This is a genomic window from Kitasatospora sp. NPDC101183, from assembly GCF_044767945.1.
In the GTDB taxonomy this organism is placed as follows: Bacteria; Actinomycetota; Actinomycetes; order Streptomycetales; family Streptomycetaceae; genus Kitasatospora.
In genome coordinates this window covers 319,008-335,247 of sequence record NZ_JBIWOW010000003.1, presented here as the reverse complement: position 1 = coordinate 335,247, position 16,240 = coordinate 319,008, and the positions used below count along the sequence as shown (strand labels likewise).

Annotated in this window: 17 protein-coding genes; 12 read left to right on the top strand and 5 right to left on the bottom strand. The window is 73.6% G+C overall.

Annotated features, from left to right (window positions below):
• Nucleotides 1-43: 43 nt before the first annotated feature.
• The 6 genes from ACIRRS_RS05310 to ACIRRS_RS05285 all read left to right on the top strand — a co-directional run bounded on the left by ACIRRS_RS05310 (nt 44) and on the right by ACIRRS_RS05285 (nt 4,333).
• Nucleotides 44-1,012 carry an aldo/keto reductase gene (locus ACIRRS_RS05310; RefSeq protein ID WP_402965299.1) on the top strand — a complete coding sequence of 323 codons (969 nt, stop codon included), beginning with the start codon at nt 44-46 and terminating at the stop codon, nt 1,010-1,012.
• 88 nt (nt 1,013-1,100) lie between these two features.
• A complete protein-coding gene (locus ACIRRS_RS05305; RefSeq protein ID WP_402965297.1) occupies nt 1,101-1,577 on the top strand; it encodes a MarR family winged helix-turn-helix transcriptional regulator in 477 nt (158 codons plus the stop codon).
• A gap of 38 nt (nt 1,578-1,615) precedes the next feature.
• Nucleotides 1,616-2,164, top strand: a complete 549-nt coding sequence (locus ACIRRS_RS05300) for an isochorismatase family protein (protein ID WP_402965294.1) — start codon at nt 1,616-1,618, stop codon at nt 2,162-2,164.
• A gap of 12 nt (nt 2,165-2,176) precedes the next feature.
• On the top strand, nt 2,177-2,524 hold the full coding sequence (locus ACIRRS_RS05295) for a GNAT family N-acetyltransferase (protein WP_402965494.1): 348 nt from the start codon (nt 2,177-2,179) through the stop codon (nt 2,522-2,524).
• Nucleotides 2,525-2,591: 67 nt separating this feature from the next.
• A complete protein-coding gene (locus ACIRRS_RS05290) occupies nt 2,592-3,098 on the top strand; it encodes a MarR family winged helix-turn-helix transcriptional regulator (protein WP_402965291.1) in 507 nt (168 codons plus the stop codon).
• Nucleotides 3,089-4,333 carry an MFS transporter gene (locus ACIRRS_RS05285; protein WP_402965289.1) on the top strand — a complete coding sequence of 415 codons (1,245 nt, stop codon included), beginning with the start codon at nt 3,089-3,091 and terminating at the stop codon, nt 4,331-4,333. The genes ACIRRS_RS05290 and ACIRRS_RS05285 overlap by 10 nt, the downstream gene beginning before the upstream one ends.
• On the opposite strand, the gene ACIRRS_RS05280 is transcribed toward ACIRRS_RS05285, so the two are convergent.
• On the bottom strand, nt 4,306-5,127 hold the full coding sequence (locus tag ACIRRS_RS05280; RefSeq protein ID WP_402965286.1) for an AraC family transcriptional regulator: 822 nt from the start codon (nt 5,125-5,127) through the stop codon (nt 4,306-4,308). The two genes, ACIRRS_RS05285 and ACIRRS_RS05280, sit on opposite strands and share 28 nt — an antisense overlap.
• Between ACIRRS_RS05280 and ACIRRS_RS05275 the strand changes: the two genes are divergently transcribed.
• Nucleotides 5,126-5,599, top strand: a complete 474-nt coding sequence (locus ACIRRS_RS05275) for a DUF2000 family protein (protein WP_402965283.1) — start codon at nt 5,126-5,128, stop codon at nt 5,597-5,599. The two genes, ACIRRS_RS05280 and ACIRRS_RS05275, sit on opposite strands and share 2 nt — an antisense overlap.
• Nucleotides 5,600-5,755: 156 nt before the next feature.
• On the top strand, nt 5,756-6,109 hold the full coding sequence (locus ACIRRS_RS05270) for a zinc ribbon domain-containing protein YjdM (protein WP_402965281.1): 354 nt from the start codon (nt 5,756-5,758) through the stop codon (nt 6,107-6,109).
• Between the two features lie 81 nt (nt 6,110-6,190).
• Here the strand turns inward: ACIRRS_RS05270 and ACIRRS_RS05265 are convergent, their stop codons facing one another.
• The 4 genes from ACIRRS_RS05265 to ACIRRS_RS05250 form a co-directional block, all read right to left on the bottom strand.
• Complete coding sequence (locus ACIRRS_RS05265) at nt 6,191-6,931, bottom strand: choice-of-anchor P family protein (RefSeq protein ID WP_402965278.1); 741 nt, start codon at nt 6,929-6,931, stop codon at nt 6,191-6,193.
• A gap of 142 nt (nt 6,932-7,073) precedes the next feature.
• Entirely contained in the window at nt 7,074-8,444 is a 1,371-nt protein-coding gene (locus ACIRRS_RS05260) for a glycosyltransferase family 2 protein (RefSeq protein WP_402965275.1), read from the bottom strand.
• On the bottom strand, nt 8,441-9,022 hold the full coding sequence (locus ACIRRS_RS05255) for an archaeosortase/exosortase family protein (RefSeq protein ID WP_402965273.1): 582 nt from the start codon (nt 9,020-9,022) through the stop codon (nt 8,441-8,443). The genes ACIRRS_RS05260 and ACIRRS_RS05255 overlap by 4 nt, the downstream gene beginning before the upstream one ends.
• A complete protein-coding gene (locus ACIRRS_RS05250; protein WP_402965270.1) occupies nt 9,019-9,231 on the bottom strand; it encodes a hypothetical protein in 213 nt (70 codons plus the stop codon). Before ACIRRS_RS05250 ends, ACIRRS_RS05255 begins: the two co-directional genes overlap by 4 nt.
• A 459-nt stretch (nt 9,232-9,690) precedes the next feature.
• On the opposite strand from ACIRRS_RS05250, the gene wecB reads away from it, so the two are divergent.
• The 4 genes from wecB to ACIRRS_RS05230 all read left to right on the top strand — a co-directional run bounded on the left by wecB (nt 9,691) and on the right by ACIRRS_RS05230 (nt 16,087).
• On the top strand, nt 9,691-10,809 hold the full coding sequence (gene wecB / locus ACIRRS_RS05245) for a non-hydrolyzing UDP-N-acetylglucosamine 2-epimerase (RefSeq protein WP_402965267.1): 1,119 nt from the start codon (nt 9,691-9,693) through the stop codon (nt 10,807-10,809).
• Between the two features lie 143 nt (nt 10,810-10,952).
• The gene (locus tag ACIRRS_RS05240) at nt 10,953-11,900 is read left to right on the top strand and encodes an ABC transporter ATP-binding protein (protein WP_402965265.1); all 948 of its coding nucleotides are present in this window, start codon (nt 10,953-10,955) and stop codon (nt 11,898-11,900) included.
• On the top strand, nt 11,897-13,258 hold the full coding sequence (locus tag ACIRRS_RS05235; RefSeq protein WP_402965262.1) for an ABC transporter permease: 1,362 nt from the start codon (nt 11,897-11,899) through the stop codon (nt 13,256-13,258). Before ACIRRS_RS05240 ends, ACIRRS_RS05235 begins: the two co-directional genes overlap by 4 nt.
• Nucleotides 13,259-13,309: 51 nt before the next feature.
• Nucleotides 13,310-16,087, top strand: coding sequence for a bifunctional YncE family protein/alkaline phosphatase family protein (locus ACIRRS_RS05230; protein WP_402965259.1), 2,778 nt, complete (start codon nt 13,310-13,312; stop codon nt 16,085-16,087).
• Nucleotides 16,088-16,240: the final 153 nt, after the last annotated feature.

Below are 16,240 nucleotides of genomic sequence, written 5' to 3'. Positions count from 1 at the left end.
CACCATCGATCCCTGAAACCAACTCACCAGCAGGAGGAGCACCATGAGGACACGTCGGCTCGGAGCGACCGGCCCCACCGTCGGCGCCGTCGGACTCGGCTGCATGGGCATGAACTGGGTCTACACCTCCCAGCGCCAGAGCGCCGCCGAGTCGATCGCCGCCGTCCGCCACGCCGTCGACCTCGGCGTCACCCTGCTCGACACCTCCGACCTCTACGGCCCCTTCACCAACGAGGAGTTGCTAGGCGAGGCCCTCTCCGGCGGCCTGCGCGAGAGGGTGGTGCTCGCCACCAAGGGCGGTCTGCGGGCCGGTCCCGACTCCCGCCCGGACGCGGTGCAGGTCTTCGCGGACGGCCGCCCCGAGCACCTGCGCGCCGCCGTCGAGGGCTCGCTGCGCCGGCTGCGCACCGACCGGATCGACCTCTACTTCCTCCACCGCGTCGACCCGGCCGTCCCCCTCGCCGAGAGCTGGGGCGCCCTGGCCGAGCTCCAACAGGAGGGAAAGATCGACGGGTTGGGCCTGTCCGAGGTCTCCCCCGCCCAACTGGACGAGGCCCACGCGATCGCCCCGGTCGTCGCCGTCCAGTCCGAGCTGTCGATGTGGAGCCGCGACCCGCTCGCCGAGGTCCTGCCCTGGTGCGAGGCCCACGGCGCCGCGTTCGTCCCCTTCTCCCCGCTCGGCCGGGGATTCCTCGCCGGCCGCTTCGACGAGGATGAGGCCCTGGGGGCCGGCGACTTCCGCGCCGGGCTGCCCCGCTTCCAGGCCGAGGCCCGGGCGCGCAACCAGCGCATCACGGACGGCGTCCGGGCCGTGGCCGCCCGGCACGGCGCCACCCCGGCCCAGGTCGCCCTGGCCTGGGCCCTCGCCCAGGGCGAGCACGTCGTCCCGATCCCCGGCAGCACCCGCCCCGCGCACATCGGGCAGAACGCGGCGGCCGCCGACCTGCGCCTCGACGCGGCCGATCTGGCCGGGCTCGACTCCCTCCCGGCCGCCGTCGGCACCCGCTACTGACCCGCCGCCGGCCTCCTGGCAGGCATCAGGCCACTGATGTACGTTCATGCTCGAACAATCCACCACGGGAGGCGGGGACGCGATCACCTTGACCGGAAACAGCACCGAACACAGCACTGAACGCAGCGCCGAACAGCCCGGCTTCCACGACCGCCTGGGCCACGCCGTCAAGCGGGCCGAACAGGCGCTGATCGCCGAGAAGTCCCGCGCGCTGCGCACCGTCGACCTCACGGTCCCGCAGTACGTCGCCCTGCTCGTCCTCCAGCAGTCCTCCGGGATGTCCGGGGCGCAGCTGGCCCGCGAGTGCATGGTCACGCCGCAGACCATGACGACGATCCTGACCAACCTGGAGAACAAGGGCCTCATCAGCCGCGAGCCCTCCAGCGTCCACCAGAAGGTGCTGGTCACCAGGCTCACCCGCTCCGGGCGGGCGCTGGCCAAGAAGGCCGACACCCTGGCCCTGGGCGTGGAGCAGCGACTGACGGACGCCCTCTCGGCGGCCGAGCAGGCGCAGCTGCGCGACCTGCTGGACCGCTCGACGGCGGCGCTCCGCCGTACGGACTGACGCCGATCCCCCGGTCGACCCCCCGAAGGAAGCAGCACATGCCCGACACGCCCGCCCCCGGTTCCGTCCTGGTCCTGGTGGACCTCCAGCAGTGGATCGTGGACCGCCCGGTCGCCCCGCTGCCGGGCCCGGCCGTGGTCCGTTCGGCCGCCCGGCTCAAGGAGGCCTTCGTGGCCGCCGGCCGGCCGGTGGTCCTGGTCCGCCACGCGCGCCTGGACGGCAGCGACGGCGGCCCGGACTCGCACCACAACCGCTTCGCGGCCGGCCTGACGGCGGGGCCGGGGGACGGTGTCGTCACCAAGTACGCGATCGACGCCTTCTCGGGGACGGACCTCGCCGAGCGCCTGGCCCGCCTGGGCGCCTCGGCCGTGGTGCTGGCGGGCATCGCCACCGAGTACGCGGTGGGCGAGAGCGCCCGGACGGCCGTCTCGCTCGGGTACCCCGTCACCGTGGTGGAGGACGCCTGCGCCGCCCTGTCGGCCCCGGCCCACGCCGCGTCGCTCGCCGCACTGCGGGGGCTGGGTGTCACGATCGCCTCGGCCGACGCGTTCGGCGGCCACGGCCGTGAGGGCGCGACAGATGTTTAGTTTTAAACTAAGCTGAGGCGCGACACCGGCCCCACCTCCCCCAGGAGCGATCCCATGGCGCAGCTCGTCACCGACAGCCCCGAGAAGTCCCGCTTCGAGATCCACGAGGACGGCGCACTGGCCGGCTTCGCCGAGTACCACCGCTCGGAGGGGGAGATCGCCTTCATCCACACCGAGGTCGACCCCGCCTTCGAGGGCCGGGGCTTCGCCGGCCAGCTGGCCCGCACGGCCCTGGACGCGGCCCGCGAGCAGAAGCTGTCCGTGCTGCCGTACTGCCCGTACATCCGCGCCTGGATCATCCGGCACCCCGAGTACGCCGACCTCGTCCCGGCGAGCCACCGGGCCCGCTTCGGCCTCTGAGGCCCCCCGGGAAACGGCGGCGGCCGCATCGTGACAGCACTTATATAAGTCCTGTTACGATGCGGTCGTGACCGAAACCACGCCCGACCCCACCCTCGAGAGCCTCTGGCGCCCCCTGCGCCTGCTCCAGGCCTCGATGGACGCCGACATCGGCCGCCTCTACGCCGAGGCCCGCACCGGCGACACCGCCGACCTCAAGCCCAGCTACGTCATGGAGCTGCTGCGCCTGCACGCCGCCGGGCCGATGACCATCACCGAACTGGCCGAGTCCGTGGGCCGCACCCACTCCGCGCTCAGCCAGAAGGTCGCCGCGATGCGCGCCGCCGGCTGGGTGCGCACCCTCCCCGGCGACGACGCCCGCAGCAAGAAGGTCACGCTCACCGAGCGGGCCACCGCCGTCGTCGGCCGCCTCGCCGCCGAGTGGCGGGCCACCGAGGCCGCCCTCGCCGAGCTCGAGGCCGAGATCCCGTACCCGCTGAGCCGGGTCGTCACCGACATCGAGGCGGCCCTGGAACGCCGGAGCTTCCACGACCGGATCGCCGCGAAGCTGGCGGAGGACCCGGCATGGGACTGACCCGCGCCCTCCTCGACCCCGCCCCCTTACGCTCCTCCCCCGCCTACCGCCGCCTCTGGGCCGGGCAGGCGCTCTCCGGGCTGGGCGGCCGGATGGCGACCGTCGCCGTAATGGTCCAGGTCTGGGAGGCCACCGGAAGCACGGCCTGGACGGGCGCGGTCGGCCTGGCCCGGGCGCTGCCGCTGACCCTGCTCGGACTGTTCGCCGGCTCCCTCGTCGACCGGGTGGACCGGCGCCGGTTCTACCTCCTCACCACCGCCGGGCAGGCGCTCTGCTCGCTGCTGCTCGCCGCCCAGGCCCTCCTCGGGCACCTGCCCGTCCCCGGGGTGCTGGCGCTGGTCGCGGCGCAGTCCTGCTTCGTCGCCGGCGGCGGCCCCGCCGCCCGCACCTTCCTCCCCCACCTGCTGCCCGCCTCCCAACTCGCCGCCGGGCTGGCCCTGCAGGGCCTCGCCTTCCAGGCGTCGATGCTCGCGGGCCCCGCGCTCGGCGGGCTGGTCATCGCCCGGTACGGCGTCGACGTCTGCTACCTGGTCGACGCCCTCACCTTCCTCGCCGCCCTGTACGGCGCCTTCGGCCTGCCCGCCATGCCGAGCGGCGACGCGGCGGCACGCCCCGGCCTGCGCGGCGTCGCGGACGGCCTGGCCTTCCTGCTGCGCACGCCCGTGGTGCGCGGCGCCCTGGTCACCGACCTCGCCACCACCGTGCTCTCCATGCCGATCAGCCTCTTCCCGCTGATCAACGCGGAGCGCTTCGGCGACGACCCCCGCACCCTCGGGCTCTTCCTCAGCGCCCTCGCCGTCGGCGGCGTCACCGCCTCGGTGTTCTCCGGCTCCTTCACCCGCCTGCCCCGCCCCGGGGTGGTGATGCTCACGGCCTCCGGCACCTGGGGCGCGGCCCTGGCCCTCGCGGGCCTGGCCCCGGGCCGCTGGCCCGTCCTCGCCCTGCTCGCCCTGGCGGGCGCGGCCGACACCGTCGCCGTGGTCTCGCGCGGCACGATCGTCCAACTCCACACCCCCGGCGAGCTGTTGGGCCGCGTCAGCGCCGTGGAGCAGATCGTCGGCCAGGCCGGGCCCGACCTCGGGAACCTGCGCGGCGGCCTCGTCGCGGACGCCACCTCCGGCGCCACCGCCCTCGTCAGCGGCGGCCTGCTCTGCCTCGCCGCGGTCTCCCTCGTCGCCACCACCACCCCGGCCCTGCGGCCGGCGCCTCAACCCGCGCGCCCCGCCCGGGAGTAGCGGCCGGGGGTGACGCCGAGGACCCTCTTGAAGTGCCGCGTCAGGTGCGACTGGTCGTAGAACCCCGCCTCCGCCGCGACCTCCCCTGCCGGGCGCCCGCCCAGCAGCAGACCCCGGGCGAGGTCGACGCGCCGCGCCATCACGTACCGGTGCGGCGCGATCCCGTACGCGGCGCTGAACGCCCGTACCAGGTGGGCGGGGTGGGCGTGCAGCTGCCGGGCGGCCTCCTCCAGGGTGACGGCCTGCGGGAGCCGCGCGTCGAGCAGGTCCCGCAGGTCGGCGGCCAGGCCCCGCGCGGCCGGCCGCCGCCCGGCCGGGCCCTCGGACGGCCGCACCAGCCGGGGCCGCAGGCGCTCGCGCAGCCGCTCGCCGACGAAGGCCAGCCGGCTCTCCGCCTCCAGCTCGTCCCCCGGCGCGGCCAGCGCCGCGTGCAGCTGCCCGACCCGGCGGCGCAGCAGGGGGTCGTCGAAGTCCGGGCCGTCCACGGCCGGGCCGATGAACCGGGCGTCCAGGAGCGTCATGTCGAGGTAGAGCACCCGCTTGCGGAAGCCCTGCGCCGTCGCGGGCGAGCCGTTGTGCGGCACCTGCGGCGGCAGCAGGCTGACCGTCCCGCCCGGGGTGCCGCGCTCGTGACGGTCGAGGTCGTAGCGCACCGCGCCGTCGTCGACGATCAGCACCGTCCACGCGTCGTGGACGTGCATCGGGTACCGGTGCTCGGTGAACCGGGCGTGGAGCACCTCCACGACGCCCGGGACGGCCGGGCGCCAGGCGGAGACCTCCTGACGCGGCACCATGCGAAGAACGTACAAGACCGCGCCGCAGACCGTGCCGCAGTCTCGATCCATGAACAGTCCCACCCGATTCGACACCAAGATCGCCGTCCTGCTCCGCGAGGACCTCGAACCCTGGCAGCGGCTGAACGTCACCGCCTTCCTCGTCAGCGGCCTGGGCACCGCCTTCCCCGAACTGATCGGCGAGCCCTACCTCGACGCCGACGACACCGTCTACCACCCGATGTTCCGCCAGCCCGTCCTCGTCCTCGAGGGCTCCGCCGAGACCCTCACCGCCGCCCACGAGCGCGCCCTCTCCCGCTCCCTGCGCACCGCCGTCTTCACCGCCGACCTCTTCACCACCGGCAACGACCACGACAACCGCGCCGCCGTCCGCGCCGTCCCCACCCCCGCCCTCGACCTCGTCGGCCTCGCCCTCCACGGGCCGCGCAACGCCGTCGACAAGACCCTCAAGGGCAGCCGCATGCACCCCTGACCGGCGCCCGCGCGGTCACCGTCCGCACCCTCCCCCATCGGGATGAGCGACGGGATGGGCGACTTGAAAAGTTCTTCACATTCTTAGATGCTTGCGTGCTGCCCGCCGCCCGTGCCTTCACGACCGGCGGCCGACCGTAACGACGCAGGAGCCCCGATGAGCGACACCCTTCCCCCGTGCCCGCAGTGTGCCGGCGAGTACACGTACGAGATGAACGCCCTGATGGTCTGCCCGTCCTGCGGCCACGAGTGGGCGCCCGCCGAGGGCGAGGCCGCGGCCGGCGCGGGCGAGCGGGTGATCAAGGACTCGGTGGGCAACGTGCTCAGCGACGGCGACACCGTGACCGTCGTCAAGGCGCTCAAGGTCAAGGGCAGTGTCTCGGGCATCAAGGCGGGCACCAAGGTGCGCAACATCCGCCTGGTGGACGGCGTGGACGGCCACGACATCGACTGCCGCATCGAGGGCTTCGGCGCGATGCAGCTCAAGTCCAGCGTGGTGAAGAAGGCCTGACCGGCCCCTGGTTGACGCCGTGCCCTCGCGGCCGCCGCCCGGATCGTTCCCGGGCGGCGGCCGCGAGGCGTTTCACGGGGCTCAGCCCAGGGAGCCGGCCCTGCGGCGGCGCTGCAGGTAGAGGGCCGCGAGGCCGGCCACGGCCAGGCCGCCGCCCGCCGCCGCGACCTTCGGGCTGATCATCGGGACGGCGGTGGCCGGGTCGGCGCCGCCGCACTGGGCGTGGCCGATGACGACGTTGGCGCCGTTGAGCGTCGGCAGCAGCGTGAAGTGCGCGGCGTTGACGGTCAGGACGCCGTTGGCGTCGGTGCTCTGCTCGTTCAGCACCACCGAGCCGAGTCCCGGCAGGGAGACACCGGTGTTGGGCGCGGCGCCGACCGGCAGGTTGATCGGGATCAGCGCGACGGTGACGGAGCCGCTGGTGATGGTGCCGGAGCCGGTCGCCCCGGTCGGGGTGGCGGTGCAGGTCGCGTTGACGCCGTTGAGGCTCGCCGACGCGGCGATCAGGTTGAGGCTGATGGCGCTCACCGAGGAGGAGGCGGAGGAGGTGCCGGCCGTCGGGTCGCCGGTGGTGGTCGCGGTGAGCACCGAGGCGGTGTTGAACGGGCCCAGGTGGATGCCGGCCAGGGTCGAGGTGCCGCCCGAGGGGTACGTCGAGGCGGGCTGGGCCGGAACGGAGACCAGGGTGCCGACGGCGTCGGCGGAGACCACGTAGGCACTGGCCGCCGGGGCGGGCAGGGCGGCGTACGCCGGGGCACCGACGGCGAGCAGGCCGACGGCGGTGAGGGCGGTACCGGCGAGGACGCGAGTGCGGGTTCTCACGATGGGGTGCCTTTCGGGTGTTCGGCCGCGTGGGTACGGCCGGGGGCGTGGTGGTGCTCCGGGGCGTGGTGCCCCGAACGGACCTGCGGCGCGGCGGAGTTCGACAGGGCGCCGGGCACGGCAGGTACGACTGGTGGGCGGCTCAGGTGCTTCCGCCGGAGAGGGACGCGGGAACCGGGGTGGGCACCGGCGCCGTACGGGCCGTCTTGCTCCAACTCCCCTTGCCGCGCAGCATCCTCCAGAAGGCGCGGACGGCGACCAGGTACGTCGTGGCGGCGTACAGGGTGAGCGCCAGCCCGTACCCGAGGGCGGCCGGGCGGCTCGTCCCGGGCTCGCAGCGCCTGCGGTAGAGCAGGCCCCAGATCGCGAACTCGCCGACGCCGACCAGGACGTAGAGCCCGATCAGCACCGCGCCGCCCTGGGCGAGGAAGGCGAGCACGAAGCTCGGGTACATCACCGCGTTGTAGCCGAACGCGGCGATCGGCACGGTGTAGACGACCAGCCCGACGACCTGGATCCAGGGCTGGAGCATGAAGTAGAGGACTTCGAGGAAGCCCGCCGTGGTGAAGTGGGCCGAGCTCCAGACCTTGCGCACGTACGGCGCGCACTGCATCGAGCCCTGCGCCCAGCGCACCCGCTGGGTCACCAACTGCCGTACGCTCCACAGGGCTTCCTGGTCGACCCAGGCTCCGGTGGTGTAGCCGTTGCGCCAGCCGGCCAGCATCATCCGCAGGCCGAGCTCGAAATCCTCCAGCAGCGCGGAGCCCCAGGGCTCACCCTTCTCCCCGCCGATCGAGCGCAGCGCGGCGAGGCGGTTGGCCTGCCCGTTGCCGCCGACGTTGACGGTGCGGGTGCGGCGGCGGGTGATCTGCATGGCGGAGATCGGCCCCCGGAACTCCACGTCCTGGAGGCGGGCCAGCAGCCGGGCGAAGCCGTTGCGCAGCCGTCCGCGCCCGGGCAGTGGCACGGCGACGTCGCGGTTGGACATCCGCACCTCGACCTGGACGGCGCCGATCCCCGGATCGCCGAAGGCGGCGGGCCCGGCGAACTGGTGCAGCAGGCCGGGCGAGGGGCGGCCGTCCGCGTCGACGACGATCACCACCGTCCGCTCGGCGTCGGCGCCTTCGGGCAGCGAAGCCTCCAGTTCCCGGTAGGCGGCGTTGAGCGCGTCGCCCTTGCCGGTGCGCGCCTGCGGCAGGCGGCGGCCGACGAGCCGTACGGGCAGTCCGCGCGCCGCGCGCTCGCGGACCGTCTCGGCGGTGCGGTCGGCGCAGTGGTCGTCCACCACCCAGGTGGTGGCCTGCGGGAAGTGCTCGGCGAGGTAGTCGAGGGTGGTGCCGATCACGGCCTCCTCGTCACGGCAGGGGACGAGGAAGTGCCAGTCGTAGGGCGCCGGGTCGCCGGGTTCGTCGGGCTCGGCGCGCAGGAAGTTGCGGACGATGACGAGCACGTAGCCGAGGAAGGTGACGCCGAGGACGAAGGAGAGGACGACGGAGACGTCGAGCAGGGTCACGGGGCCGCCCTCCTCTCGGTGGCGCGGGTGACCAGACGCAGGTAGCAGAGCAGCGCGACCAGGGCCGCGATCAGCATCAGCACCGAGCCGAAGAGGACGTGCGTCCAGGTGAACCCCTCGCCGCCGTACCGGTGTTGCATCGCGACGATCAGCGTCAGCCGGCCGAGGTTCGCCGCGCCGATCAGGGCGGCGGCGAGGGCGAGGCCCAGCACGATGCGGCCGGGCCGGCGGCGGCCGAGCAGGAGCAGCAGGCCGGAGACGGCGACGAAGGGGGCGATCAGCAGCACGCTGCTGCACCCGGTGGACAGGGCGATCCCGTGCTCCAGTCCGCCGCTGCCTCCGGCGTAGAGCACCGGGGCGCTGGGGGCGTCCAGCAGCAGGGTCCGCAGGCCGAGCAGGTGCTCGACGACCCACTGGGCTCCGGTCAACTCCCGTACGCGGTAGGCGTGTTCATTGACGGGCATGAGGACGGCGAGGGCGATCAGCAGGGGTCCGGCGAGCCGGCCGAGGGCGGTGGCGGCGGTGCGCGGGCCCGCTGCCCTCGGCCGACCGCGGGGTATCGCGTGGGCGGCCGTCACGACCCGCCGTCCCGCTTCCCCCCGGCCTCGACCTCGGCCTCGACCTCGCCGCTCGCGGCGGCGATCCGGCTGCGGCGGACCAGTGCGACCCCGACCACCATCAGGGCCAGCGCGGAGGCCACCACGGCGCCCAGGGCCGGCGATCCGGTGGAGGCCAGCGCGCCGCCCGCGGCCGCCGGCGGGAGGCCGCCGGCTATGGGTCCGTACATGGACACACCCTCTCGTTGTGCACGGAACGCCCGATTTCCGGACGCATCGCCCGAACGGGCTGGGCCATACCGTGGCGCATTCGGCGGATCATCAGACCGGCGCCACACGCCGAAGGGCGTAAGAATCACCCGAACGCGTCAATGAGCCGGGCACGAACGGCTTTCGGGGCCTTGTGCCGCCGGGTCGGCGCCACGGACGGGTGCAGGCCGGGCGGGGCCCCCGGGGTTCCGCGACACGCCGAAGCGCTACTCCGTACGGGTGTATCCGCAGTGGCGACGACCAGCACCGATTACGCCAAGTGAGGGACCGCTACCGAGCCTTGGCGAGCTCCTCCCACGGGACGGGCGCACCCCGCGCCGATACTTCTCGCACTTCCCGCAGTTCCCACAGTTCCCGCAGTTCCCGCAGTTCCCGCGCGTCTCGCACGTCCCGCCCCCACCGCACCACCGTGGAGAGCCATGTCCCCGACCGACGTCGCCCTGGTCCTCGGCACCCGGCCCGAGATCGTGAAACTCGCCGGCGTCGCCCGGCTCCTGGGGCCCCGGGCCCGCATCGTCTGGACCGGGCAGCACTGGGACCCGACCCTGACCACCTCCTTCTTCGAGCAGTACGGACTCCCCCGGCCCGACCACCTGCTCACCGGCATCGGCGGCGAACCCAGGGGGCGCCAACTCGGCCTGATGGTGAGCGCGTTGAGCGACCACTTCGCCGCCCGGCGGCCCGCCGCGGTGGTCGTCCAGGGAGACACCAACAGCGCCGCCGCCGGCGCCCTCGCGGCCCACTGCGCGGGCGTGCCGGTCGTCCACGTCGAAGCCGGGCTGCGCTCCTTCGACCGCGCCATGCCCGAGGAGGCCAACCGCCGCCTCATCGCCCCCGTCGCCGACCTGCACTGCGCGCCCACCGCCACCGCGGCGGCGTACCTGCTGCGCGAGGGCATAGAACCCCAACGCGTGGTCGTCACCGGCAACACCGTCGTCGAGGCGACCCTGGAGACGCTGCCCCCGGAAGGCCGCGTCCGCCGCATCCTCGCCGAGCACGGGGTCGTCCCCGACGGGTACGTGCTCGCCACCGTCCACCGGCCGGAGAACACCGACGACCCGGCCCGGCTCACCCGCATCCTCGACCAACTCGCCGCCCTCGCCCTGCCCGTACTGCTCCCCCTCCACCCGCGCACCGCCGCCGCCCTCGGCCGCCTGCGCCTCGACCACACCGCCACCGCGCTGCGCCGCATCCCCCCGCTCGACCACGCCACGTTCCTCGCGCTGGCCCGGCACAGCCGGCTGCTGGTCTCCGACTCCGGCGGGGTGCAGGAGGAGTGCACCGTCCTCAAGCGCCCCCTGATCGTGGTGCGCAACTCCACCGAACGCCCCGAGGCCGTCGCCGCCGGCTTCGCCCGCCTCGCCAGGCCCGGCCCCGAACTCGCCACCGCCCTCCGCGAGGTGCTCGCCGACGAGACCCTCCCCGCCCGCCTCGCCCGCACCCCCTCCCCCTACGGCACCGGCGACGCCTCCACCACCATCGTCACCGCCCTCCGCGCCCGCTACCTCACCCCGGCCCCGACCCTCCTCCCCGCCTGACGGGGCGCACCACGCCCGCCCCCGCGCGGCCCCGGCGCGCGACCGAGGGGGAACTGCCGGGTGTTCCCTCGGTGTTCAACCGGGGGCTCCTGTCCGCATGCCGACAAGGCCCTACCTTCCGTGGTGGACTGCGAGAAGGGGCCATGAGCGATACACAACCTGCCGTACGGGCACGTGGATTGACCAAATGCTTCGGCGACGTCATCGCCCTCGACGGCATCGAGCTGAACCTCGCGCCCGGCCAGATCCACGGACTGGCCGGGCCGAACGGTGCCGGGAAGACGACGCTGCTCGGGCTGCTGCTCGGGCTGGCCGCGGCCGACGGCGGCGAGCTGGAGGTGCTGGGCAGACCGATCGGGCGCGGCGCCGGGGCGCCGGACGGCGTGGCCGGGTTCGTGGACGGGCCCGGGCTGTACCCGTCGCTCACCGCCCGCGGCAACCTCGCCGCCCTCGCGGCCCTGCGCGGCGAGACGGACCACGCCGCCCGCGTCGACGCCGTCCTCGCCGAGGTCGGCCTCACCGAGGTCGCCGACGACCGCGTCCGGGGCTTCTCCCTCGGCATGCGCCAGCGCCTCGGCCTGGCCGCCGCCCTGCTGACGGAGCCCCGGCTGCTGATCCTCGACGAGCCCTCCAACGGCCTGGACCCGGCCGGCAAGCGCCATGTGCACACCGCCCTGCAGCGCCTCGCCGCCGACGGCGTGACCGTCGTCCTGTCCAGCCACCGCATGGACGACCTGGAGGCCCTCTGCGACGAGGTGACGATCCTCGCCACCGGCCGCGTCCGCTTCTCCGGCCCGCTCGGCAAGCTCGCCACCGACAGCCGCCCGCTGGCCCACCGCCTGCTCACCTCCGACCCGGCCGCCGCCCGCCGTGTAGCGACCGGCACCGCCGGGGTCACCGTCCTGGACGGCGCGGGTGCGTGGCGCGGCACGGAGTCGCTGGTGGTGCGCGCCACCGCCCCGGCCGTCGAGGAGCTGCTGGCGGCCCTGGTGCAGGCGGACGTGCGGGTGCGCGAGGTCGCGCCCGTGGTCTCGCCGCTGGAGTCCGCCTACCTCGCCCTGACCGACCAGCAGCAGGAGGGCGAGCGATGACCGCCACCATGACGGAACCGAGGACGCGGACACGGAGCGTCCCGACCCCCCGGGTCTACCGCTTCGAGCTGGTCAAGCTCGTCTCCCAGTGGCGGGTGCGCCTGCTGGTGCTGGCCTGCTGGGCGGCCCCGGGCCTGTTCGTGGCCGCCGTCGCCCAGCAGGGCGTGCTGCCCTCCGACACCCTGTTCGGCCGCTGGATGCACGCGACGGGCTGGGCGGGCCCCCTGGTGGTGCTGGGCTTCGCGGGCTCCTGGGCGCTGCCGCTGCTGACCTCCGTGGTCGCCGGTGACGTCTTCGCCTCCGAGGACCGCCTCGGGACGTGGCGCCACCTGCTGGTGACGGTCCGTTCGCCGCGCCGGCTCTTCGCCGCGAAGGCCCTGGCCAGCCTGACCGTCCTCGTCCTCCTCGTCCTCGGCCTGGTGGCGTCCAGCGTCGTCGGCGGCCTGGCGGCGGTCGGCGACGAGCCGCTGGTCGGCGTGGACGGCCACCTGCTCTCCTCCTCCGACGCCGCCGGCGCCGTCCTCCTCGCCTGGGCCTGCGCCCTCGCCCCGACGCTCGCGCTGGCGGCGCTGGGCCTGCTCGGCTCCGTCCTCCTCGGGCGCTCCCCGATGGGCCTGCTCGTCCCCGCGCTGTCGGCCGTGGTGATGCAGCTGGCGCAGATGCTGCCGCTGCCGGTCGCGCTGCGCCTGGCGCTGCCGGGCTACGCCTTCGTCTCCTGGAACGGCCTGTTCGCCGATCCGTCGCGCCCGGGCGAGCTGCTGGTCTCCGTCGCGGTGAGCCTGTTGTGGGCCGCCGTGGCGACCACCGCCGCCTATCTGATCTTCGTACGGCGGGACTTCACCAATGGCGCCGAGGACGGCGTGCGCCGCCGCACCCTCACGTACGGGGTGCTGCCGCTGGCCGGCCTGCTGGCGCTGAGCACGGCCGCCGTCGCCGTCGCCGCGCCCTCCGGGGACGAAGGCGGCGAGGGCGTCACCCAGGCGAAGGTGCAGCACGAGGTGTCCACCGTGTTCGCCCACCTGTACCGCCTCCAGACCCAGCAGCTGAACCGCCCGGCCGTCACCGAGGCCGACCTCCAGGTCTCCACCGCCTGCGACCGCGGCGACGGCCAGGTCGACCCGCAGGGCCCCGGCAACGACTGGCGCTGCGTGGTCACCTGGCACCTGCCCGGCGCGCCGGCCCCCGGAACGGCCGTCTACCAGCTCAACATCACCTCGGACGGCCGGGTGATGGCGGACGGCGACGGCCCGAAGGAAGTGAACGGCTACTTCCTCGTCCACACCTCCGTCGGCGACGCGCCCAACCCGCTGTGGCAGTTCGACGCCCAGATCCCGCTGCTGGCCGCCTCCCCCTCCTGACACGCTCCCCGCACCGTCCGTACTTCCCCCTCCCCAGAAGGAATTGACGTCATGCAGGTCACGCGTCGCCGCCGGGTCCGCAAGGAGCCGTACGCCCTCCTCGGCCACTCCACAGGCCGCCGCGCCACGCTCGCCACCGCGTGCATCACTGCGGTGTGCGTCGCGACGGGCACCGCCTTCGCCGCCACCAACCAGTTCGGCACCGACCAGGTCGGCAAGGTCTACGAGAACGGCCAACTCGTCTCCGCCGACCAGTACATCGCCCCCTACGGCGACCGGCTGGTCATCAACTCCGGCAAGATCATGGCCTCCAAGGCCAGCCCGGACGGCACCCACCTGGCCGCCTCCGTGGCCGACGGCGACGCCGCGCTGGTGATCGTCGACCTCAAGACCAACAAGGTGGTGCAGCGCGTCGGCACCGCCAAGGCCGACGAGCTGCGCATCCCGAACAAGTCGGTCGGCCAGGCGCCCCCGGCCTACTCCCCCGACGGCAAGCAGCTGTGGCTGGGCCAGCTCGACGGCTTCACCCGCTTCACCGTCAACGCGGACGGCACCCTCTCCGCGCCCGTCGCGGTGCCGATCGCGGCGGACGGCGACAAGCACGCCCTGGCCTCCGGCGTGGTCTTCTCCGCCGACGGCAAGACCGTGTACGCGGCCGTCAACGGCCAGAACCGCGTGGTCGCCATCGACGCCGCCACCGGCACCGTCCAGCGCAGCTGGGCGGTGGGCAACGCCCCGCGCGAGCTGGCCCAGGTCGGCAACAAGCTGTACGTCGGCAACGAGGGCGGCCGCACGCCCGAGGCCGGCGAGGACACCCTCAACTCCTACGGCACCCAGGTCCCCGCCGACCCGGACACGGGCGCCGCCACCAGCGGCACCGTCAGCGTGATCGAGCTGGAGGACCTGAACGCCCCGGTCGAGTCCATCGACGTCGGCCTGCACCCGACCGCCCTGTACGGCAAGAACGGCGTGCTGTTCGTCGCGGACACCGGCTCCGACCAGGTGTCGGTCATCGACTCCAAGCACGACAAGGTCGTCCAGCGCATCTCCACCAAGCCCTGGCCGGAGGCCTCCGTCGGCTACGAGCCCACCGGCATCACCCTGACCGACGACGGCCGCCTGCTGGTCACCCTCGGCCGGGCCGACGCCGTGGCCGTGTACCGCTTCAAGGGCGCCCAGGAGCCCGTGAGTTACGTCGGCCTGCTGCCCACCGACTACTTCCCGGCGGCCGTCACCACCGTCGGCTCCCGGGTCCTCGTCTCCAACACCCGCGGCATCGACGCCCTGCGCCCCAACTCCACCGGCGCGCACAACACCCACGACACCACGTCCAGCCTGACCTGGTTCACCCTGCCCGGCGACAAGGACATCCGCTCCCAGACGGAGAAGGTCTTCCGCCAGAACGGCTGGACCAACGGCTCGGTCAAGACGGCCGGTTGGCGCCAGGCCAAGCCCGTCCCGGTGCCCGAGCGGATCGGCGACCCGTCGACGATCAAGCACGTCTTCCTGATCGTCAAGGAGAACCGCACCTTCGACCAGCTCTTCGGCGACCTGGGCAAGGGCAACGGGGACCCGAAGCTCGCCCAGTTCGGCGAGGCCGTCACCCCCAACCAGCACGCGCTGGCCCGGCAGTTCGGCGTCTACGACAACACGTACGACATAGGCACCAACTCCGCCGAGGGCCACAACTGGCTGATGCAGGCGGACAACCCGGCGTACACCGAGTCCTCCGCCGGCGAGTACGAGCGCAGCTACGACACCGAGGACGACGCCCTGGGCCACCAGCGCAGCGGCTTCCTCTGGACGGGCGTGCAGGCCACCGGCCAGGACGTGCGGGACTTCGGCGAGTTCCACCAGTTCCTGACCAAGCCGGACGGCGCCAACTGGCAGAACCTGTACTGCGATTCGAAGACCATGGACGCGACCGGGAAGCCCACCGCCTACCCGCTCAACTCCTCCTCGCCGATCCCCTCGCTCAACAGCGTGTCGGTGCCCGGCTTCCCGAAGTTCGACCTCGACGTGCCGGACGTGTACCGGTACCAGGTCTGGAAGCAGGACTTCGAGCAGAACGGCCCGGCTGCCCTCAACATGCTGTGGCTCTCCAGCGACCACACCGGCGGCCCGGCGAGCCCGGCCGCGTCCGTCGCGGACAACGACCTGGCCACCGGCAAGATCGTCGACGAGATCTCGCACAGCGAGTACTGGAAGGACTCCGCGATCTTCGTGGTCGAGGACGACTCCCAGGCCGGGCTCGACCACGTGGACGGCCACCGCGCGCCGATCCAGGTCATCAGCCCGTGGGCGCAGCACGGCACCGTGGACAGCCGCTTCTACTCGCAGATCACCATGGTCCGCACCATCGAGCAGATCCTCGGCGTCAAGCCGATGAACCAGAAGGACAGCGCGGCCACACCGATGGCCACCGCCTTCACCGGCAAGCCGGACTTCACGCCGTTCAACGCCGTGCCGAACCGGACCTCGCTGACGGACGGGCTCAAGACCCCGCCGTCCTGCGGCGTGGACGTTCCCGCGACGGCTGCCCCTGCGGCCGCCGCCCCGAACAACCGGGCCGCGCCGGCCCCGGCGCCCACCACCGTCGCCCCGCCGACGGCGGAGCAGGGCCTGGCGGCGCAGTGGGACCAGTGGAAGAACGACCAGCACCTCACCGGCCCGAACGCCAAGCCGGACCGCGTCAACCCGGCCCAGATGAACCACCTGACCTGGTACCAGACCCACAACTGGACGCAGCCCTACCCGGGCGAGTCCACCATCCTCGCCCCGAACGACGTCCCGGGCGCGTACATCCCCTCGGCCGACCACGACGGCTGATCCGGGCCTGACTCACCGGGGCGCGCCGCCCGGACGGGACCATTCCGTCCGGGCGGCGCGCTGTTCTCTCGTGTCGGGAGGTGGTGATGAGGCGGCGTCAACCTGTCGATGCCGTGGTGATGAAGATCGTTTGATACGGTCTGCAACGCCCAG